Raw genomic sequence first — 20,725 nt, 5'->3', positions numbered from 1 at the left:
CTATGCCAATAGCTGTATGACTAAGAGTGAGAAAACACCGGCTGCCAATCGAGCTCAATAAGTTTGAGTACCTGCTCTTTTGGCACCGCTTTACTGAATAAATAGCCTTGAAAGTAGTTACAGCCTTGGGCTTTTAAAAAGGCCAGCTGATGTGCACTTTCAACACCCTCTGCTATACACTCTTTACCTAGGCGGCTCGCTAAAGTCAGTGTAGATTGAATAATCGCCTCGTTATCCGAATCAATACCAATCCCTTGCACAAAGCTGCGATCTATTTTTAATACATCAATCGGAAAGCGCTTTAAATAGGTTAATGAAGCATAGCCCGTTCCAAAATCATCCATATACAACTTACAGCCCAGTTGCTTTAATAAGTTCATATTTTTAAGTGCATGTGCTGAGTCTTGCATTAGAATAGACTCCGTTATTTCAAACACAATTGCCTCTGGTGGCAGTGCAGCATTACTCAACGCTTGACGAATTTCAGGCACTAGCCCTGAAAACTCAAAATCCAGTGCGGAAAGGTTAATTGATAGGTATAAATCAGGGCAAACGACACGCCAGCTACCTAATTGGTCTAATGCTCGCTTCAAGGTTTGCAACATTATTTTAGTGATCAAGCCAATATTTTCAGCCATACTAGAGAATGCTTGCGTATTTGCTAAAGGATTATCAGGCCAACGCAGTAACACTTCAAACCCCACTGTTTTTTGCGTAGTCGCATTTATAATGGGTTGATAGTAGTTACAAAACTCATGCTCGTGATACGCTTTAAACAATTGCGATTCTAAATGCAGCGCCCTTTCAACTCGCTGATTCATTTCTTGTTTGTAAAACTTATAGCTGCCCTCTAAGCTTTCTTTAGCGTAATAAAGTGCAACATTTGACGCTTTTTGTAGCGCTTTAAAGTGCACTGCGTCATCAGGGAAAATTGCCACGCCAGCACTTAAGTGAACAGTAACGCTCTGCTTATTTATGACAATACCTTCACTAACGCACTCTATTAACTTGTTGCATATGAGTAATACTTCTTCTATTTGCTGAATATCTTCAACTAAAATAGCAAACTCATCACCACCTAAACGCGCAACACTGTCACAGGGGCGCAATACTGTTTTTAAACGATTTGCAACCCACTTAATTATTTCATCAGCGCTTAACGTACCAAACGAATCATTAAAATACTTAAACCGTTTTATGTTAACGTGTAACAAAGCGACTTTACAATGATGACGACGCGCTTGGTCTATAGCGTGCATAGCTCGGTCTTTAAACAAAGTTCTATTTGGTAGCCCAGTGAGAGAGTCGAAATTAGCCAAGATATGCAACTGGTTTTCGGCCGACTTTTGCGCATGAATATCTGTTAAAATAATGACATAACTACTCAGCCTTTGGCTTTCATCAGCCACAACACTTATTTCAACCAGTACGTGACGCTGTTCTTTATTAGCTAACACAACAGTGTCTTCGCATGAGAAATGCTCACCCACTTCAAGCTTTTGCATAATGCGTAAATAATCAAAACAGCTGCTACGCGTTATTCCTAAATTAAGCGAGCGGGTTGACTTTGGGTTTTCAGACAAACCAAAAGCACTTTGTAGCGATTTATTTGAGGCGCGTATATTAAAGTTTTTATCTAAGATAAACACCCAGTCTCGGGTTTGTTCAAACGCGGCAGTAAATAACCGAGCATGTTCTTCTAATACCATTTCGCGTGTCATGTTGGTATATGTACCCGCCACTTTTTGCGGTATTTTTTTATTCCACTCAACCACCTTGCCAAAATCTTTGTACCAGCGCCAATGACCTTCGGCATGGCGTAATCGATAGGTACAGTTAAAATACCCCTTATCTGTTGATAAAAATTCTAACCACTCTAATCTAAAAATAGCGCGCTCATGTGGATGAATTTTTTCTAAGTAGTCATCTAAACTTACCGAGTCATCTTCAAAGCCTAATTCGTTGACCAACCTAGGCTGATATATAGTTAATTGATTCGCCTGCCAATCCCATACACCCGACTCACTTCCTTCTAGCGCAAGCTTTAAACGCGCCTCGCTATCTTGGCTTTCTTTATGAGCTGCTAATAGCATACGCTGTATTTTATTGCGCCTCATCACCCATGCAGCCACTATCAAGAACAATAAAATAGCATAAAGCGCTAAAAAATAAGGAGCACGCCATAAGGGGTATTTCACTTTAATATGTAATGTTGCTGGAGGAGTATGTTTACCATTTAGAGGGTCTTTTGCCCACACCTTTAACTGGTAGCTGCCTGGGTTTAATTTAGGAAATACCACCCGATTATTTCGGGTATAACTTTTTTTGCCTTTATCGAGCTGATATTCATAAATAATGCGCTCTTGAAAGCTAAATGACATGGCTGAAAAGGCAATTTCAAGTCCTATATCATCATGATTTAAAGTTATATTTTCTAATGGCTGCTGTAAATTAATCGACAAGTTTCGAGACATTAAATTAATGCGTGTGATATTAACGTGATCTAACAAACCATGACTATTTTTATTGTCTTTAGGGTCGAAATAGGTAATACCTTTGAGGCTACCATAAGCAATCTTGCCATCAGCCAATTTAGCCATAGCGCCATTGTTAAACTCAGCTGAGAGCACCCCATCTGATGTTGTAAACTGCTGAAAATGAATTGTTTTAGGATTTAATCGCCATATACCTTTATGGCTACTCATCCAGATCATGCCCTCTTCATCGAGTACCATATCGTATAATAAAGTACCTAAATTATTTTTATCTAAATCAATGGTATGCACTAACTCATAGGTAGTCGCATCAATACCAATCAGCCCAAAATTAGATAAAGATAGCCACAATATGCCTTGTTTATCTTCAATATACGAAAGGATGTTAACAGCCACATTATCATGGTGCTTAGGCACTTTATAAATAGTGTTTAAACTTAAATCGTTAGGATTAAATTGATACAAAACACCACCACTAAAAAATAATGGCCATTGGGGTTTATCTGATAGTGGTGGCAAAAAGCCATACACTAAAAAAGGATCAAATTGAGCTAACTCGCCTTTTAAGTGAACTAATCGCCGACGATCGATATTATATTTAAACATACCGTGATCAGGGTGAACAAAATATAAATCCCCGTTCGGTAATAATGTGATGCCATGCATCCAATCATTTAAAAAAACTTGGTTGTTGGGGTTTGCTGTTTTTGGTTGCGTGAGTTGCTCAGTTTGCGGGTCAAAAATAAACAACCCTCGGTTTGAGTGCAACCAGAGCTTATTTTTGTAAGGCAAAATTTTAAAAATTGTAAACTCTGTGGTCAGTAAGTCGGCTTTATAGTCTTTTAAATACACCTTTGAGCTATTAATTTTTAAATCAATTGCAGTTAGGCCATTGTGCGTACCTAACCATAGCTTATCTTGATATTCCTTAATTGCCCATACCGAGTGATGGGACAAACCATCGCCAACTAGTGTACTCCCCTCTATGTTATGAAACTTATACTCATCACCAGATAAATAAAACGCACCATCAGTTTTAGTTGCTAGCCACACTCCGCCCGATTTATCTTTCACCATATCAATAATACTGTTATCTGCCAGAGTATATTTGCTCTGCTGAATACGTGTATTTTTAACGACTTTAGAAGTGGTTAAGTTGTAACTTAGTAAGCCTTTATCTGTTGCTAAATCAAGCACTCCTTGCTGATTATCAATATCCCAAACATTCAAATCGGCCAGTAATTTTTTATTTTTAAATACATCCTCACGGTTGTTAAACATAGCGGCTAAATTACTAATATCGACAGCGTATAAGCCTTTAACCGTTCCAACAAGCAACTGATGATTTTCACCTAGTGCAAATGACTTTACATTGTTTTGATAAATATGTACGTTAGTTTCGTTTAAATGCTCTAGTGAGCGCACTTGCTGCGTTGCGATATTAAAAACATAGGCACCGTCTGTACTCCCAATAAAAATATAACCGTCATGATGAAACAAAGTGCGTACAAACGCATTGTCAAATTGCTCAGGAAGCTTAAACAAAGACGTAATGGTGCCACTGTCTATATCAAGTTTTGCAAACTCTTGTCCCTGCCCAATCCATAAGGTTTCATCATCTGTGGCTAACATGGTAAAAACGGATTGCTGAATAATTTGCTCTTCTGTAAGCGGCTTTTCTAAAAACTGCTGGTAGGTGTCTGTTTGCGGATCGTATCTAAATAGCCCAGCTAATAGAGAGGCAATCCAAATATGTCCTTGAGGGTCTTGATATATGCGATCGATAACCGCCTCTTCTAACTCTCCATTAGGGCCATTAATTGGAACAACCTGATAGCCATCGTAACGATTGAGCCCACCTTCAGTAGAAAGCCATAAATAGCCATTATTATCGATAAGCATGGTATTAACATAGCTTTGCGATAAGCCTTCACTTGGAGATAGCCGCTTTACTTGCGCTGTTGCATCAACGCTTATGAGTACAAACAGCACAAATATGGCTGTGATAAACTCATTGATCCTCATGCCCATACTTGTCCTATTACTCATTTATATGCTACTGATATTTTAATGCGATGATATTTCGGTGTTTATAAGCATCAAACAGTATTAATAATGCAGGAGTATATGTTAACACCTGGTTAAAACCAAGTGCTTGATAAAAATCAGTAAGGCGTTGATAAGCAAAGGTGTAAATAGGTTGGGTTTGCTCATTTAACAGTGCAGTTAATAACCTTGTAGCTACTCCCTTCGAACGATAAGAGGGAGCCACTAATACTGTTGATAAAAATAAAAATGTAGACTTATTTTGTAACCGACACGCAGCAATAATTGTATTATTATCGTAAGCAACCCATACTTTATCTTGTTTATTAGCACGGCCGCGGGCTTTATTTAACGTATAAAACTTATTCGCTAGTGGAATTTTAACTGATTCTAACTGCTTAATAACAATCATATTAGCTAAGCATAATTGCTAGATACTGCTCAAATTTTTGCTTTAAAATACCTTGCTCTGCCACTGGGCGGCTATGTAGGGTTTCGTACACTTGCTCACGCGTTTTCTTACCGCGCTTAATTTGATAAGCCCAAAATGAGGCTTCGTAATCTAACTGAATTTGATACTTTTGTTCTCGCGGCAAATTACACAGGTTAAAACTCATACTCACTCCAATTTTTAGGGGCTATAAACTCATTGTTGCCTGCACGGATACAGGTGGGGGCGTGAGCAAGCTTTACTCGGCTTTTACTAACCTACCCACTAGGTTAAACACCTAGTTTAAACAAATTTTAATCCGCAAAGGCCAACAGCCCTTAGCTAAATAAAGCATAGATTATACGTTTAAAATTATAAAAAACTAACTCTATAACTAATAAAAATAAGCGGCTGTAAATAACCCACCATAATCAATAATTGTTAGTGGTAACTACTCATGCAAACTGTGCAAAAGACAAGCAATTTGTTACTATACCTGCTTATTATCTTGCCGCAATTAATTGGAAATACTAACGTGCTCAAACGCCTTAACGGATTACTGATATTACTGTGCTTAGTTTTTAGTAATACGTCTTTTGCGCACAGTTATAGCTACACATTTAACCGCCCGCAAAACACCCAACAAGCACACTATACTATTGAGCTATTACAATTAGCCTATGCAGATATGGGCTTTAAATTAAATATTATTGACTTTAACCGTAAAAATGCATTATTCGCAGCAGATAACGGCATGTTGGATGGGCAGCTTGCTCGCGATATCAGTATTGAAAGTGCCTATAAAAATTTAATTCGGGTTAATTACCCATTGTTTAAATTTAACCTTGAGCTTTATAAGCGCTGTGAGCCCAGTTCTAGCAAAACAATAGATAGCGTTGCTATTATTACTAGTTACCCTGTTCAACAGCGATACTTGAATAGCATTGGTTTTAAAGGTCAAATAATTGAAGTTAAAAATAATAATACGCAGCTTAACTTACTGATCCAACAAAAAGTACAAGGGGCGTTACTTATTGATTTTGCGATGGCAAATAAAACCATTCCTCCCTCTTTAGGCTGCTACGAAAAACAAGTGGTTGCTACCTACCCGCTTTACCATTATTTACATGAAAACCACGCAGATATTGTTCCACAGCTAGAAGCAACACTGGATAAGTTACACAGTAATGGAACGGTTGCTAAACTCAGATCAAAGTATAAGCTACACTTTTAAAAGTCAAAACCTTGTTGATCAGATTGCGATGATGGTTTTGCTACTTTATTTTTTTGCTGCAAATAACGTTTATAGCGCTGCTGGCATAAGCTTAAAACTTTCTTTTTTTGTGTATTCGTTAACGAATTCCAAGAAAAACGCTCATCACGGCTGCGATAACACCCTTTGCAATAACCTCGATTATTGACCAAACAAATACCTTTACAAGGGCTGGGGATATCAAATATTTCAATTTGTTGCATCGCACCCTCCAAGTATTAAACGCTTAGATTGAGTATAGCGCTATTTTTGTACAACAAAAGCAGCGGATTAAATACTGCTTTTATCGTAGTCACTTAAGCTTAATGCTCACAGCTTTGTTCATCTATTTGTATTTTTCGTTGATATGGCTTGGCGTACATTGCTAATACCAAAGACCTTAATTCTTCAGGCACTTTGTTCAAATGCGCTTCAAACTGTGCCACATCATTTTTATTTATCACCGCTTCAGTGCAACCACCAGCAATAAAGTTGCCTGGGTGTAAGTAAAACGAATCAATAATTTGCTTATCAATGGTTTTTGCTAGTTCATCGGCACTGTCACAACCTGATTCAATGGGTTGACCAAACGACAAATGCACATGGCCTTTGGCTGAACTAAACCCTTCAACAATACTGGCAATATCTTCACCCGCCGATTTAACATACTTGCCATGATGTTGTTTATGATATAGCTCTTTTGCCTTGGCAATCGCACATGGTTCGTATTGGTAAGAGATTGCAACAGGCACCACTTTGAGCTCTTTAATGTATTCGCCAAATTCTTTCTTTTGTTTACGGCCATTAAGTTGCAACATTTTTAAAAGCGCAGGATCGGTTTGATCAACACCATCTTTAGCGCGCCCTTCTTTTTGTGCAATCCAAATTGAGTGCCCACCACTGAGCGAATCATAAATATACGCCGATAACTGAGTCAGCGCTTTTAACATTTCTTTTGGGGCTTTCGCTGAGCGTTTCACAATAAAACTTTTATTTAAGCGCATAAGCTCAGTAATGTAAGGAATTTGCAGTAAGTTATCGCCAATCGCAATTCTCACTGTTTTCATTTTATGCTGGAATAAGCCCCAATTAACCAGTGCAGGGTCAAGTACAATATCTCTGTGGTTTGAAACAAAAAGATAGGCTTGATTAGGGTCTAAGTCTTCTAAGCCAGAAAAAGTGACTTTTGAGGTGGTACGTTTTATTAATTTATTTAAGTAATGTGCCACTTCATTTTGTACATCTTCAACCGTTTTAACTTTGCCCCACTTTTTGCGCAACTGATGCTTTATTATAGCGCGTGCTAAAAACCCAACTGCAGATATAAAGCGTGGTAAATTATATTTTGCAATTACATCAATAAACGCATTATCGTTAATTAATCGCGATAATGAGGCGGCAACTTCATCGTCATTGTAAGGTCTTATATCTGCGTACTTATCTTCTAATTCACTCATTTACTGCATCTACAAAGTTGAAAACGACGCGCTAAAACGCTCCGTTATGTCTGATTTTGATTATAACTCAATCAAAAGTACGAAACTAGCAATACGAAAGTTCGATTTACTATGTTTTCATAGCGTTATAGTTTAGTACCGCGCATAGTTGCACGACTAACATCTCATACGCATAAACCATGGCTATTGATTATTAATACAAATGGATAGACCTTACCAATCACACTTTGTTCAAGTTGGTTTATTAGCAAGGCAGCTAAATATAATAACATGTAAATTAATCTTCAGTGGGCAGACCACGTTTAAATACGACTTGACAGCTGCTAAGCTGGATATAATAAAAAAGTCGAAATAAATTCAATAGCGTACAGGGTTTACCCCCTCTTTAACACATACACTTTTAGGAAATATCGTGAACATAACCATTTTAGATAACGCGACACTAGCAAATACTTCTCTTGATTGCATTTCAGCCCTTGGGGAGCTTACTGTACATGAGCTAACTAGCCCAGAACAAGTGATAGCACATAGCAAAAATGCAGAGGTATTGATCACTAATAAAGTAGTGCTCAACCGTGACACCATGACGCAATTAACATCACTAAAACTCATTTGCGTTGCTGCAACGGGTACTAATAATATTGATTTAATTGCAGCAAAAGACTTAGGTATTGCAGTGACTAATGTTGCTGGTTATTCAACCCCTTCGGTCGTACAGCACACCTTTTCGTTAATTACTAACTTATTAGGCAATACCCATCGCTACCAAGCGGACTGCCAACAAGGCGCATGGCAAAAAAGTGAAATGTTTTGTCGCCTTGATTACAGCTTTAATGACATTCAGGGCAAAACATTAGCCATTATTGGCGGTGGTACTCTGGGCAATGCCGTATCTAAAGTGGCTGAAGCCTTTGGTGCCCACGTCATTATTGCAGAGCGCAAAGGCGCTGCGTGTCGCCAAGGACGTACGCCTTTTGAAACAGCAATAAAAACAGCGGATATAATCAGCGTACATTGCCCACTTAATGATGAAACGCGTAACTTAATTACGCTTAATGAATTAAAAATGATGAAGCCAACTGCGCTCATTATTAACACCGCGCGCGGGGGGATCATCAACGAAGCCGACTTAGCACAAGCCTTAAAAACAAATATCATTGCAGGTGCAGGTGTTGATGTACTTACCAAAGAGCCTGCTGAGGATAATAATCCATTAGCCAATTACACAGGTGATAACTTACTACTGACCCCGCACATAGCCTGGGCCAGTACCGAATCTATTGTGCGCTTAGTAAAAGAAGTGAGTCTAAATATAAGCGCATTTAGTCAACAAACGTCGCGTAATCGCTTGGTTTAATGCCGTTAAGTTAAGTTAGTCAAAATAACCAAAAAGTGGCTTTTTAATTTTATTTCTTAAAAAAGCCACTAACTTAAAAATCACTTTAAAAACAAGGTATTGATTTTTAAAGATTAAAAAACTGGCCTAGTCTTTGCGTTACACTTTGTAATTAATCATCTAGGATAATAAAAAATGAAAAAAACACTTTTAATCGCCGCCCTCACCGCTCCTTTTTTAACCGGCTGTGTTATTGCGGTATCCGATGGCGAAGCGGAAGGTCATTGGACTGGTAATAGTTCTTCTAGCTGGCAGGTAACACATAAGAATAATCGTGAAATTATTTCAGGCTTGGCAATGGATAGCTCTTATCAGTCGGTATTAAGAGCCCTAAAAACACCTGACTTCACCGAACTACTCAAAAAAGAAGAGGATGTTTACCAAGTCTTATTTTATGCAACGCACAGTATCCATTCAGATGGTAAAATGACTAAAGATGAATGTACACCCTTGGTATTTAAAAATGATAAATTAGTAGGTATTGGTGCCTCAGCACTGCAAATGCTGACAAATTAAGCCATCGCAAATACTATTGGGCGCTAATTTGATTGCGCCCTAATTTCTTAGCATTATATAAGCCTGAGTCAGCCTCTTCTAACAATGCTTTTTCAGTGTAAGCTTGGCTGCTCTCACTAGAAGCAATACCGATGCTAATGGTGATGTGTTTAGCGTTTAAAGACGCATTATGTTCTATATTCAAATCATTAACGGCGTTACGTAACTTGTTGGCAAAAGCGATAGCACCTTGCTTATTGGTATTTGGTAATACCGCAACAAACTCTTCACCGCCGTAACGCGCAACAAAATCACTGCCGCGCTCACATTGCGCAGCTAACGTTTGCGCCACTGTTTTTAAACACTCATCGCCAGCACGATGACCGTAACAGTCGTTATAGCGCTTAAAGTGGTCAATATCGATAAGCAATACACACAAAGGAGAATAGTTACGCTTACTTCTACGCCACTCTCTTTCTAAGTTCTCATCTAAATAACGCCTATTGGGTATTTCTGTTAAGCCATCAATAGAAGCAAGCATTTCTAGCAAATCATTTTTTTGCTTAATTAATAACTGGTTCCGCACTCTAACTTTCACAATAGCGGCACTAAATGGCTTTCCAATATAATCCATTGCGCCGAGCTCTAGCCCCTTTGCTTCATCTTCATGACGGTTGTTTGCGGAGATAAAAATAACAGGGATAGCCTGACTTATAATGCTCTCTTTTAGCTGTATGAGTACTTCATAACCATTCATGTCAGGCATCATGATGTCTAAAATGATTAAGTCTACTTGTGTGTGTTTAACAAACGCCAGCGCGTCTTCGCCGCTTGCCACTAGGTAAACCTCATGCTCATCGCTTAAGGTTTTTTCTAAAATGATTCGGTTAAGCGCATCGTCATCTACAATTAATATTTTTGCTTTATTTATCATGACTTACATTTAAACTTTTCTATAAATATGGATTTGTTTTAACTCTATTATTAACTCTTAATGGCAGCTTACGTACTTTATCGTCAGCTTTTAATAGTTACTCAGCGTACTGAGCACAGCATAATAACCAGTTAAACCTTGAGTTTCTTAATACCCTTAAAACTATGCACTAAGCGTACCATCTCAATATGTGGTATTACCTGTCACATGCCATATAATACAGCTCCCATAATATCACCAGCTTGTTAAGCATGCTGTTTTATCGTAGGTTCTCATCATCTTTGCATTGTGTCAAAACAAACGCATTAGCTATAAATTTAGGGGGGGGAGATAAACAAAGCTCAATTACAACCAGTTAAAATAGCGACAGCCGCGGTGAAGTTAAATACTAATGCCGCTTGTTGTTTATTATGCGTTAGTGCGTGATAAAATGGGTATAGGTTTTTTAGACAACAATTTTTTGGCGTTATACTGGCAAAAAGTAGATAAACGACAACACGTTAAAGTCACATTGAGCATCCAATAATTATTGGCTCAAAACTCAATGGGAGTAATGAGCCAATATGAGTAAGCGTACGCTATAAATTTTCCTCTGCGAATGAAGCAAGTCGACTGCGTACCACGCCATTAAGATTAACGGTAGCGCCGCCTTCAAAATGCTTAAATCGCTCAACAATATAGGTGAGCCCTGAGGTAACCGCCGTTAAGTAGTTACTGTCTATTTGCGCTAAATTACCTGTACAGATTAGTTTTGTTCCTTCTCCGCAGCGGGTAATTATGGTTTTTAGCTGAGAAGCGGTTAAGTTTTGGCTTTCATCTAAAATCACCACCGCATTTTGAATGCTGCGGCCGCGCATAAAGTTCACCGACTTAAACTGAATATTGGCTTTTTCCATAATGTAATTACGACTAGAGACGGGGTTCTCATCACCTTTATGCAGCACTTCTAAGGTATCGGTTATGGCAGCCAACCAAGGCGCCATTTTTTCTTCCTCGGTACCAGGCAAAAAGCCAATTGATTCAGCAATTTCAGGGGTATTTCGGGTTACAATGACTTTATCATAAATCCCTTTTTCAATCACCATCTCCAGCGCACACGCAAGTGCCAGTAAAGTTTTACCACATCCCGCTGGGCCGGTTAAAATAACAAGCTCAATAGACGTGTCGAGTAAGGCATCAAGGGCCATTGCTTGGTAAATATTTTTTGGCTTTATTCCCCATGCACTTTGATGCATTAATCGCTCTGCACCAATATCTTTAATAGTAATGTGCTCACCATCGTATGATTTAACCCGCGCGGCAAATTGATCACCATCATCCAGTAAATATTCATTGCAAAACACATCGGGGATTAAATCTTTAGGGATGTGATGAACTGTTTCACGTCCGTGCTGTTCAGTGTTGCACTGACCAACATGCTGCCAAAAGTCACCCTTAATTTTTTTATAACCACTGGTAAGTAAAGCAATATCGTCAATTAATTGATCAGTACGATAGTCTTCAACATATTTAAGCCCTGCTCCTTTGGCTTTTAAACGCATATTAATATCTTTGGTCACCAGTATGACTTTTTTATCACTGTGCTGGTTTTGTAAATGCACCGCACAATTAATAATACGGTGGTCGTTTTCATTGCCCGGCAAACCAGAAATAGAATCGGCAAATAAATGATCGTTTACAATAATTAAGCTGCCTGTTAATCCGCCTTGTTTATTCCTTGGCAGCGCCACACCTTGTAGCATTTGTTCGGGAGTTGCCTGACTCAATACCCCATCAAGGCCACGAATAGCTACTCGCGCATCGCGGCTCACATCGTGTTTCCTATCTTTTATATGGTCGAGCTCTTCCAGTACTGTCATTGGAATAACCACTTGATGCTCTTGAAATGACAAATACGCGAGGGGTTCGTGAAGTAATACATTGGTATCTAGCACATACATTTTACTATCAAAATTTGAAGCTTTTCCCATAGTACTTTCCTTACGTTTTATGATTTTTATGCTATACCCAATAAACTAATTAATAATTACTTGTAATCAATATTAATTACTTAGGTATGATTTAAGTTTAGTCTATTTGTCATAAAAGTCTGTTTTATGACAAATATCATTTAGTTTGAATTTTCCACCAAATAGATGCACGAATGAGCACTTAACGATGGGAATAATTCACACTTATAAAATTAATTAAAAGTCAGGCAAATAGCGCCTTGCAGTGGTGTTATCTAACAGGTAACATAGCCGCCTTTTTCTTCATAGACGAGACATACATGAATTTTTCCTTAGGTCAGCGTTGGATCAGTGATACAGAGTCAGATTTAGGATTGGGCACCGTTGTGGCCATTGATGGCCGACAGGTCAGCATTTTATTTCCTGCCAGTGGTGAAAACCGTGTTTATTCTTCTGCAGAAGCGCCGGTAACCCGCGTAGCATTTAATCCTGGTGATGTGATCCGAAGCGTTGAAGAATGGGAATTACAAGTCGAGTCTGTAGAAGTGCAGGGTGAATTATTATGCTACCACGGCGAACGCATTGATAACGGCGAAAAAGTACAATTAAAAGAAACCTTCTTAGACCATTTTATAAAATTTAATAAGCCACAAGATCGCCTATTCGCAGGCCAAGTAGACCGTTTTGATCGCTATACTTTGCGCTACCAAACCTGGTTGCATCAGTTTGAGCGTCAGCAATCGCCTATTAAAGGCTTAATAGGTCAACGCGCTAACCTTATTCCGCATCAGCTTTATATTGCTCAAGAAGTCGGTAAACGTTTTGCACCACGGGTATTACTGTCTGATGAAGTAGGCTTAGGTAAAACCATTGAAGCCGGCATGATTTTACATCAACAAATTATCACCGGTCGTGCCAGCCGTGTACTTATTGTTGTGCCTGAGAACCTGCAACACCAATGGCTAGTCGAAATGCTACGCCGTTTTAATTTACGTTTTTCTATTTTTGATGAAGAGCGCTGCGACGAAGCCTTTGCTGATTCACCCAACGTATTTGATACCGAGCAACTGGTACTTACCAGTCTTGAGTTTTTAACCAAGAAAAAACGCTGGTTTGAACAAGCAACGCTAGCTGACTGGGATTTATTAGTCATTGATGAAGCACACCACTTAAGCATCAACAACAATAAACCCAGTGCAGAATACCAGCGCATGGCAGAACTAAGCCAAGATATTCCGGGGCTAATTTTATTAACGGCAACCCCTGATCAATTAGGTCATCGCAGCCACTTTGCACGTTTACAGTTACTCGACCCAGATCGTTTTTACGACTATGACGTGTTTAAAGAAGAAGAAGCAAACTACAAAGATGTGGCTGAAGCGGCCAACCAATTGTTGCAAGAACAAGCGCTCGATGAAAGCGCAAAAGCCACATTAATTGAGCTATTAAAAGAAACTGATATCACCGACATTCTTGAACAAGCCCAACAAGGCGACCTTGCTGCACGTAAAGAAATACTTAATATGCTACTGGATCGCCATGGCACTGGGCGCATCTTATTTAGAAATAGCCGCAGTGGTATTGATGGCTACCCTAGCCGTAAATTACATGCCTACCCAATGGCATTGCCTAAGCAATACAAAACAGCCATGACCGTACTGGGTAATATGAGTGGCATTCAAAATGCCGAACTCAGTGCACAACGCGCACTTTTCCCGGAAAAAATATTTCAAGAATTTGAAGGTGAAAGTGCCAGTTGGGGATTGTTTGATCCTCGTGTAGATTGGTTAATTGACACGCTAAAAACACTCAAGCGTGAAAAAGTTCTTCTTATTTGTGCTAAAGCAGAAACAGCGATTAGCCTTGAGCAAATATTACGTGAACGTGAAGCAATTAAAGCCTCGGTGTTCCACGAAGGAATGTCGATTATTGAACGTGACCGCGCTGCGGCATTCTTTGCCGATGAATACGATAACGCACAAATACTCCTGTGTTCAGAAATTGGTTCAGAAGGTCGTAACTTCCAGTTCTCACATCACTTAGTATTATTTGATTTACCGCTGAATCCAGATTTACTTGAGCAACGAATTGGTCGCTTAGACCGCATTGGGCAAACACAAGATGTGAACATTCACGTGCCTTATTTTGAAAACACCGCCCAAGAAGTACTACTGCGTTGGTATAACGAAGGCTTAGATGCATTTGAAAGCACATCAACCACTGGGCAGTTGTTATATAAAGAATTTAGCGAAGACTTGCTTGAATATATTGCAGCTCACAATTGCGATGAAGATGAGCTAGATCCACTCCTTGAGCAAGTGGCACAAAAAAATGCCATACTGCGAAAGCAAATGGAAAGTGGCCGAGATCGTTTATTAGAGCTGCATTCATCAGGGCAAGGTGCTGCTGATTCTCTCGTAGCTGACATTGAAAAACTCGATAACCAGTTTGAACTGCCAAGCTATATGATCAACGTGTTCGACACCTTTGGCGTAAGCCAAGAAGATAAAGGTGAAAACACCATTATTTTAAAGCCCACCGAGCATATGCTTAACGCTTCGTTCCCATCGCTAAAAGACGATGGTATGACAGTAACCTTTGACCGCGATACCGCGCTTTCACAAGAAGATGTGCACTTTATTAGTTGGGATCACCCTATGGTGCAAGGCACCATGGATATGATTTGTGAGGATGATTTTGGTAGTTCATCGGTGGCGTTACTTAAAAATAAAAAGTTACCACCAGGCACCTTTTTTGTTGAGCTAATATTTGTCGCCGAAGCCATGGCACCAAAAGCATTGCAAGTGGGTCGCTTTTTACCGCCAACACCTATTCGTATTTTGCTCGATAAAAGCTGTAATAACTTGGGTGAAAACGTTGGCTTTGACGGCTTTAATCAGCAACTGTCTGCGGTAGGTCGTCAAACGGCGAGTAAATTAGCAGGTGCATTGCAAAGTGCGGTTCATCCAATGATCAATACCGCAAAAGACATGGCGCAACAAAAGTTGGATGTTATTCGTGCTGAGTCATTAGCAAAAATGCAAACATCGTTAAGCGAAGAGCAACAACGATTAGTTGCACTGAAGCAAATTAATCCAAACATTCGCCAAGAAGAAATTACTTTTTACGATAAACAACGCAATGAGCTAACCACACATATTGAAAAAGCGCAGTTAAAACTCGATGCGATTCGTTTGATTGTGGTTTCGCACTAGAGAACCTAGCTGTCAGTCGTTAGTTAAAGATCAACTAGCGTGTGCATTGAAAAAAGCGCGATATTTATATCGCGCTTTTTCATTTTATATCAATGAGATACACCTGAATTACATAAACTAAGCTTACAGTATTTAATTTTATCAATTACTCATTAGTACTTATTTAATTACAGCCACTCATCAGTATCTTGACCGCCTAAAATAGCCATTATTTCAACATCCGTTGCTGAAATTCTGTAATAAATACTGTCTGAGCCACAAACTGCACGCCGATAGCCCGTACGAATATGATCAACTGATTGATAGGAATAAGGATTTGCAGCTAGCTTTTCAAACATAGAAAAGAAACTATAAAAGTAAATATCTGCTTGCTGTTGTGAAAATGCTTCGCAACCGTATTGATAAATACGACGTAAGTCTTCTTTGGCATCGTTTGAAAGTTTAAATGTGCGCACTATTTAGTGCTTGCTTTAAATTCTGCTAACATTTCATCGGCAGATTGAGCACTAAAACCGCTTTTTTCTGCGTTAGCGAGCTTACTATTTATAGCTTCAGCCCTTCTTGCACGGCGAATTAAATCATTAACCAATTCACTTTTATTTGCGTAATCACCGATGTTCTCAACGTGATTACGTAGCCATAAATCATTTTGTTCAGTAAGTGAAATACTTTGTCTTGCCATAATGAATTTCCAAAACGTTAATCTGGTGCAATTTTACACCAGATTAAAAAATACGCAATTAAACTTTTACCTTTTCCCTTGAGCCTTTGCGCTCGCTCCACTAAAATAACGCACTTCAAAAATCACTGAGGTCTGCCGTGTTAGTTAACTACAATCCCCCTATGAGCCCGTATTTAACTATACTGTTTCAAGATGATGATTTACTTATTATAAATAAGCCTAGCGAGTTACTCACCGTCCCAGGTAAAGACCCAAAACATGCCGATAGTTTAATCAATCGCGTCAATCGTGTTTTTCCTAGTGCTAAAATTGTTCACCGTTTAGATATGGCTACCTCAGGCATACTTTGCTTAGCAATGAACAAAGCCGCTCACCGTCATTTAAGTATGCAATTTCAAGAGCGCGAAACAGCAAAACGTTACATTGCACGAGTATACGGACAACTTGAAACTGAAACAGGCTCTGTTGATTTACCGCTTATTTGCGACTGGCCGAATCGTCCTAAGCAAATGGTTGATCATGACAATGGCAAACCTTCGCTCACTCATTTTAAAGTCCTTGAACGTGAAGCACAGGCAACCCGTGTAGAGCTGACTCCCATTACAGGGCGCTCACATCAGCTGCGCGTGCACATGCTAAGCTTAGGCCATCCTATTTTAGGCGATCGCCTATACGCCCATAAAGACGCACTTGCTGCTGCTCCTCGGTTACAGCTACATGCACAAATGCTACAACTCAAACACCCTGTAACGGAGCAAGTACTTACTTTTGAAGCTGAGAGCGAGTTTTAACACGGTTTAATCTTTTAGCTATTTACAGTAAATAGCTAAACTTTAAGAGCACAACGCCGATACATAAATAAGATTTAAATTAAAAGCTTATTATGTTTATTACGCAGATGTTTAAAGTCATTATTACTACTCTTGTGCTTGGCTGTACGTTAATCAGTTTTCAAGCGCTGAGTGCTGAGTATATCGCTCCCCCTCCTTTTTCAAAAAATATTGATGCGGATATCTCTCGCCTAGCCCAAAGTGATGAAGTAAAGCCTATTTTAGCGGGTGATACTGAGTTTTTAACTTTATACAGTGAATATATGAGTGCGGACTTTAGAGGTGTAGTGATCCTTATTCCTGACTGGCAATCAACGCCAACAAACAATGCAGGCATGAATTTTTTACGAAAAGAACTAAATAACCACGGGTATACCTCTTATGCGATGACAGTTCCTGATATTGATTGGCAAACAACCCAAGATGAGAAAGAAAAAACAAATAATGGCACCGCTGACTCAAATGAAGAAGCTACCGACGAAAACACTCAGTCTGGCTCTACTGCACAAACCCAGCCTCACCATGCTGACTATATTGAGCAGGTAAGCACTGAGGTAGTGGACACCTATAAATTAAAACTAATCGCGCGCTACGAAGCTTTATATCAACAGGCTGCGATGGAGTCTGACAATATCGTCATTATTGCACAAGGCACTAGTGCTGGGGTGTTATTGGAGCATTATGCTGAATTTTCAGACTCAACAATAAACGCTTTCATTAGTTTGAGTAGCTACCTTCCGAATACAAAGCGCAATGCAAAATTAAGCCAAATAACATCTTTGGTTACCCCTGCTTTGTTAGATATTTATTTTGCTACAGACAGCAATGATATTTTAATGAACCTTAAAAACCGTCAGCGTTGGGTTAACCGTAATGCAAAGTTTGATTATCGCCAACGTCAACTATTTGGTTTACGCGATGCGCCACAGCAACATGCTCGGCTAAGTAAAGAAATAGACGGCTTTTTACGCCGCCTTTTTTAAATACTCGTATGCCGCTTGAATGTCTTGGCTTTTTTTTACTGCCACTTCCATCATATGCTTAGGTAATCCCTGCGATACGAGTTTATCAGGGTGATGCTGAGCCATGAGCTTACGGTAAGCTAATTTAATATCGCGTTGCGATGCGTCCTTATTTAACCCTAATAAAGCTAATGCTTGCGAGCGGTTCATATCATTACTTGGCGGTACATGATGTCCTGAGCCTTCGCGGTAGCTGCTACTTTGACTTTGCTGCTGTTTAAAACGCTGTTGTTGCTGCCTAAAGTTAAACTCTGCTTGATAACGTTTTAATACAAAGGCAAAGTGCGCTTTAGACACACCTAGCTGCTTGCTTACTTCTTGCAGTAGTTGCTTTTCTTGTGCGGCAAGCACGCCATCAGAAAACGCCATTTGAATTTGAATTTCTAAAAATAACTGCAGTAAATCGTAACGTTTAGCAAAACGTTCTTTAAAATCATAAACCGTGTCTTTAAGTGAAAAGTCGCTGTCTTTACCCGATTGAAACGCCTGCTGCGCTTCACGGCGCTCTTCGCCTTTTAAGCCCATTTCATCCATAAACAGCGTCGCTGCTTTAATGTGGGTTTCGCTAACACGGCCATTCGACTTGGCAATATGTCCCATTACCGCAAAGCAACTCGAAAAAAACAACGCTTGGCGTTCGTTAACATCATCGCCTTTAAAAAGGTTAGAAAAGCCGCCAGCTTTATCAAAGTCTTTTTTTAAGCTTTTATCAAACATATGGCCTAGGTATAAGCCTAAAATAGCACCCACTATTTTGCCAAACATAAAACCAAAACAGAAACCGAGAATTTTTCCCCACATTTTAAAACTTACCTCTAGTGTTTTATAGTTAGCTTATGGTGCTAATTGTTGGTTAAGAGCCGATAAACGCTCTGGTGTGCCTATATCGTCCCATTGGCCAATATAGAGTTCAGTGGAGACTAAATGTTCATTTAATTTTTCACGTAGCAAAGGACCTAATGGCCGAATGCCTGGGGCTAGTCCCTCAAAAAAGTCAGCTTGATAACGCCCTATCCCTGAAAAGGTATATCGCTGGCTATTTGTCGGTAAGTGGCTCAGTGCAAAATCGCCATCAGGATTATGCGCAGGGTTTTCAACCAATACAATGTGCGCCTCTTTGGGCTGTAAATGTAGCTGCATTAATGCACTGACATCATAGTCGCTGTAAACATCACCATTGATCACAATAAATGACTCACCTAATAAAGGAAGGGCTTGAATAATCCCCCCTGCAGTTTCAAGCCCGCCCGTCACTTCTTGGCTATAGGTTATCGACACCCCCCATTCGCTGCCATCAGCAAAATAGGTCTTTATTTTATCCCCTTGCCAAGCAAGATTAATTATAATTTGGGTTATTCCTGCAGCCTTTAGGCGCATAATATGATGTTCAATTAGCGGTTTTCCCGCCACGCATAACATGGGTTTTGGCATTTGCTCAGTTAACGGCATCATACGCTTACCACGTCCAGCGGCTAAAATCATCGCCTTCATGATTGCTCCTCTTTTAACCGCTGCTGTACTTTTGGCACCACGTTATTTTTTACCCAACCAGATAAATCGCTAAGCTCTGGATACTCTGCCGCAACTTCAATAACGTACTCCAATGTAGGGAGTATATTTACTAAGTACCCTTTTTTACCATCACGTAAATACAAACGACAAAAAATACCTGCAGCTTTTAAGTGACGCTGCAAACCAGTTAAATCAAACCAATATTTAAATTGTGTAAAGGACTCGTTTGTTATTAAACCTTGGCGTTTAAATTCACTGTAACCACACTTAAGTAACTGAGCGAGCTCCTCTTCAGGCAATTTAAAGTAACAGTCTCTTAAAAGTGAGACTAAATCGTAACATAATGGGCCTTGAACTGAGTCTTGATAATCAATAATCGCCCACTGCTGAGCACAGCGCATAATATTACGACTGTGATAATCGCGGTGCATTGTAACTGTCGGTTGTTCTAGCAAGGTATTTATAAGCAGCGCTGTGGTTGTTTCCCAAGTCTGTTGCTGCTCAGCGCTGAGCTCTGCGTTAATAAAATCATTAACCAACCAATTTTTAAAAATATCCAGTTCTAATGCAATAAAATCACGATCATACGGGTTCATTGATGGTGCTGCAGGCGTTTTTGCCCATTGCGCACTTAAACTAATAAGTTGCTGGTAATACTCGGTGCGATTCGTATCATCAAGTAAGTCAGCTAAATGCGTACTACCTAAATCACTTAAAATAAAAAAACCCTGCTGCTCGTCACTGTGAATAATGCTTGGCAATAAAAATCCCTGCTCAGAAAATACTTTATTTAATGCAACATAAGGTGCGTTTTTAACTTTTTTTGGATCAGAGTCCATAACAATAAAGTGATTATTTTCAGCGTTTAATCGATAATAACGGCGAAAACTGGCGTCTGCGGTGATTGCATTAAGTGCAAAGGATTGCTCACTAAAGTGAGCCTTAATAAACTGTTGTAAACTTTCGAAGCGTGTCATTTTATAAGCTATCTTTTTTTCACTAATTACTTT

At 39.4% G+C, this 20,725-nt stretch carries 18 protein-coding genes; 6 read left to right on the top strand and 12 right to left on the bottom strand.

Annotated features, from left to right (window positions below; translation table 11 throughout):
• Positions 1 to 20 precede the first annotated feature (20 nt).
• From KG708_RS13585 to KG708_RS13575, 3 genes are read right to left on the bottom strand one after another with little or no spacing between them, the layout of a single operon-like run.
• A complete protein-coding gene (locus tag KG708_RS13585; RefSeq protein WP_213611105.1) occupies positions 21 to 4,526 on the bottom strand; it encodes an EAL domain-containing protein in 4,506 nt (1,501 codons plus the stop codon).
• 25 nt (positions 4,527 to 4,551) lie between these two features.
• Positions 4,552 to 4,953 carry a GNAT family N-acetyltransferase gene (locus tag KG708_RS13580; RefSeq protein WP_213610587.1) on the bottom strand — a complete coding sequence of 134 codons (402 nt, stop codon included), beginning with the start codon at positions 4,951 to 4,953 and terminating at the stop codon, positions 4,552 to 4,554.
• Position 4,954: 1 nt separating this feature from the next.
• Complete coding sequence (locus KG708_RS13575) at positions 4,955 to 5,158, bottom strand: DUF3283 family protein (RefSeq protein ID WP_213610585.1); 204 nt, start codon at positions 5,156 to 5,158, stop codon at positions 4,955 to 4,957.
• A 270-nt stretch (positions 5,159 to 5,428) separates the two neighbouring features.
• Here KG708_RS13575 and KG708_RS13570 point away from each other — a divergent pair, with 270 nt between their 5' ends.
• Positions 5,429 to 6,205 (top strand): transporter substrate-binding domain-containing protein, encoded by a 777-nt coding sequence (locus KG708_RS13570; protein ID WP_301003430.1) that lies wholly within the window; start codon positions 5,429 to 5,431, stop codon positions 6,203 to 6,205.
• On the opposite strand, the gene KG708_RS13565 is transcribed toward KG708_RS13570, so the two are convergent.
• Positions 6,202 to 6,447, bottom strand: coding sequence for a DUF1289 domain-containing protein (locus tag KG708_RS13565; protein ID WP_213610583.1), 246 nt, complete (start codon positions 6,445 to 6,447; stop codon positions 6,202 to 6,204). The two genes, KG708_RS13570 and KG708_RS13565, sit on opposite strands and share 4 nt — an antisense overlap.
• A gap of 99 nt (positions 6,448 to 6,546) precedes the next feature.
• Positions 6,547 to 7,680 (bottom strand): 1-acyl-sn-glycerol-3-phosphate acyltransferase, encoded by a 1,134-nt coding sequence (locus KG708_RS13560; protein ID WP_213610581.1) that lies wholly within the window; start codon positions 7,678 to 7,680, stop codon positions 6,547 to 6,549.
• A gap of 412 nt (positions 7,681 to 8,092) precedes the next feature.
• On the opposite strand from KG708_RS13560, the gene KG708_RS13555 reads away from it, so the two are divergent.
• Together KG708_RS13555 and KG708_RS13550 are read left to right on the top strand one after the other, a co-directional pair.
• Complete coding sequence (locus KG708_RS13555) at positions 8,093 to 9,037, top strand: D-2-hydroxyacid dehydrogenase (protein ID WP_213610579.1); 945 nt, start codon at positions 8,093 to 8,095, stop codon at positions 9,035 to 9,037.
• A 174-nt stretch (positions 9,038 to 9,211) separates the two neighbouring features.
• Positions 9,212 to 9,592 (top strand): DUF3192 domain-containing protein, encoded by a 381-nt coding sequence (locus tag KG708_RS13550; protein ID WP_213610577.1) that lies wholly within the window; start codon positions 9,212 to 9,214, stop codon positions 9,590 to 9,592.
• Positions 9,593 to 9,605: 13 nt separating this feature from the next.
• Here KG708_RS13550 and KG708_RS13545 read toward each other — a convergent pair whose 3' ends face one another.
• Both KG708_RS13545 and KG708_RS13540 read right to left on the bottom strand, forming a co-directional pair.
• Positions 9,606 to 10,505, bottom strand: coding sequence for a diguanylate cyclase (locus KG708_RS13545; RefSeq protein WP_213610566.1), 900 nt, complete (start codon positions 10,503 to 10,505; stop codon positions 9,606 to 9,608).
• A gap of 578 nt (positions 10,506 to 11,083) precedes the next feature.
• Positions 11,084 to 12,475, bottom strand: coding sequence for a PhoH family protein (locus KG708_RS13540; RefSeq protein ID WP_213610564.1), 1,392 nt, complete (start codon positions 12,473 to 12,475; stop codon positions 11,084 to 11,086).
• 299 nt (positions 12,476 to 12,774) lie between these two features.
• On the opposite strand from KG708_RS13540, the gene rapA reads away from it, so the two are divergent.
• A complete protein-coding gene (gene rapA / locus KG708_RS13535; RefSeq protein WP_213610562.1) occupies positions 12,775 to 15,669 on the top strand; it encodes an RNA polymerase-associated protein RapA in 2,895 nt (964 codons plus the stop codon).
• Positions 15,670 to 15,836: 167 nt separating this feature from the next.
• Here the strand turns inward: rapA and KG708_RS13530 are convergent, their stop codons facing one another.
• Positions 15,837 to 16,124, bottom strand: coding sequence for a type II toxin-antitoxin system RelE/ParE family toxin (locus tag KG708_RS13530; RefSeq protein ID WP_213610560.1), 288 nt, complete (start codon positions 16,122 to 16,124; stop codon positions 15,837 to 15,839).
• Positions 16,124 to 16,351, bottom strand: a complete 228-nt coding sequence (locus KG708_RS13525) for a CopG family transcriptional regulator (RefSeq protein WP_213610558.1) — start codon at positions 16,349 to 16,351, stop codon at positions 16,124 to 16,126. The genes KG708_RS13530 and KG708_RS13525 overlap by 1 nt, the downstream gene beginning before the upstream one ends.
• A gap of 137 nt (positions 16,352 to 16,488) precedes the next feature.
• Here KG708_RS13525 and rluA point away from each other — a divergent pair, with 137 nt between their 5' ends.
• Entirely contained in the window at positions 16,489 to 17,142 is a 654-nt protein-coding gene (rluA, locus tag KG708_RS13520; protein ID WP_213610556.1) for a bifunctional tRNA pseudouridine(32) synthase/23S rRNA pseudouridine(746) synthase RluA, read from the top strand.
• 92 nt (positions 17,143 to 17,234) lie between these two features.
• Positions 17,235 to 18,164 carry a DUF3530 family protein gene (locus tag KG708_RS13515; RefSeq protein WP_213610554.1) on the top strand — a complete coding sequence of 310 codons (930 nt, stop codon included), beginning with the start codon at positions 17,235 to 17,237 and terminating at the stop codon, positions 18,162 to 18,164.
• On the opposite strand, the gene djlA is transcribed toward KG708_RS13515, so the two are convergent.
• Genes djlA through KG708_RS13500 form a run of 3 tightly spaced genes read right to left on the bottom strand, consistent with a single transcriptional unit; the run spans position 18,147 to position 20,692 of the window.
• Positions 18,147 to 19,004, bottom strand: a complete 858-nt coding sequence (djlA, locus tag KG708_RS13510) for a co-chaperone DjlA (RefSeq protein WP_213610552.1) — start codon at positions 19,002 to 19,004, stop codon at positions 18,147 to 18,149. The two genes, KG708_RS13515 and djlA, sit on opposite strands and share 18 nt — an antisense overlap.
• A gap of 33 nt (positions 19,005 to 19,037) precedes the next feature.
• Positions 19,038 to 19,694: an N-acetylmuramate alpha-1-phosphate uridylyltransferase MurU gene (gene murU, locus KG708_RS13505; protein ID WP_213610550.1), complete on the bottom strand. Its 657-nt coding sequence runs from the start codon at positions 19,692 to 19,694 to the stop codon at positions 19,038 to 19,040.
• Positions 19,691 to 20,692, bottom strand: a complete 1,002-nt coding sequence (locus tag KG708_RS13500; RefSeq protein WP_213610548.1) for a phosphotransferase — start codon at positions 20,690 to 20,692, stop codon at positions 19,691 to 19,693. Before KG708_RS13500 ends, murU begins: the two co-directional genes overlap by 4 nt.
• Positions 20,693 to 20,725 lie beyond the last annotated feature (33 nt).

This window comes from Pseudoalteromonas sp. (assembly GCF_018402495.1).
Taxonomy (GTDB): domain Bacteria; phylum Pseudomonadota; class Gammaproteobacteria; order Enterobacterales; family Alteromonadaceae; genus Pseudoalteromonas.
This window is presented reverse-complemented; position numbering and strand designations above follow the sequence as displayed.

What these genes read in the sequence shown, in the direction of transcription:
- KG708_RS13585 (WP_213611105.1), bottom strand. Translation starts at nt 4,526, where the DNA reads ATGGGCATGAGGATCAATGAGTTTATCACAGCCATATTTGTGCTGTTT.
- KG708_RS13580 (WP_213610587.1), bottom strand. Translation starts at nt 4,953, where the DNA reads ATGATTGTTATTAAGCAGTTAGAATCAGTTAAAATTCCACTAGCGAAT.
- KG708_RS13575 (WP_213610585.1), bottom strand. Translation starts at nt 5,158, where the DNA reads ATGAGTTTTAACCTGTGTAATTTGCCGCGAGAACAAAAGTATCAAATT.
- KG708_RS13570 (WP_301003430.1), top strand. Translation starts at nt 5,429, where the DNA reads ATGCAAACTGTGCAAAAGACAAGCAATTTGTTACTATACCTGCTTATT.
- KG708_RS13565 (WP_213610583.1), bottom strand. Translation starts at nt 6,447, where the DNA reads ATGCAACAAATTGAAATATTTGATATCCCCAGCCCTTGTAAAGGTATT.
- KG708_RS13560 (WP_213610581.1), bottom strand. Translation starts at nt 7,680, where the DNA reads ATGAGTGAATTAGAAGATAAGTACGCAGATATAAGACCTTACAATGAC.
- KG708_RS13550 (WP_213610577.1), top strand. Translation starts at nt 9,212, where the DNA reads ATGAAAAAAACACTTTTAATCGCCGCCCTCACCGCTCCTTTTTTAACC.
- KG708_RS13545 (WP_213610566.1), bottom strand. Translation starts at nt 10,505, where the DNA reads ATGATAAATAAAGCAAAAATATTAATTGTAGATGACGATGCGCTTAAC.
- KG708_RS13540 (WP_213610564.1), bottom strand. Translation starts at nt 12,475, where the DNA reads ATGGGAAAAGCTTCAAATTTTGATAGTAAAATGTATGTGCTAGATACC.
- rapA (WP_213610562.1), top strand. Translation starts at nt 12,775, where the DNA reads ATGAATTTTTCCTTAGGTCAGCGTTGGATCAGTGATACAGAGTCAGAT.
- KG708_RS13525 (WP_213610558.1), bottom strand. Translation starts at nt 16,351, where the DNA reads ATGGCAAGACAAAGTATTTCACTTACTGAACAAAATGATTTATGGCTA.
- KG708_RS13515 (WP_213610554.1), top strand. Translation starts at nt 17,235, where the DNA reads ATGTTTATTACGCAGATGTTTAAAGTCATTATTACTACTCTTGTGCTT.
- djlA (WP_213610552.1), bottom strand. Translation starts at nt 19,004, where the DNA reads ATGTGGGGAAAAATTCTCGGTTTCTGTTTTGGTTTTATGTTTGGCAAA.
- murU (WP_213610550.1), bottom strand. Translation starts at nt 19,694, where the DNA reads ATGAAGGCGATGATTTTAGCCGCTGGACGTGGTAAGCGTATGATGCCG.
- KG708_RS13500 (WP_213610548.1), bottom strand. Translation starts at nt 20,692, where the DNA reads ATGACACGCTTCGAAAGTTTACAACAGTTTATTAAGGCTCACTTTAGT.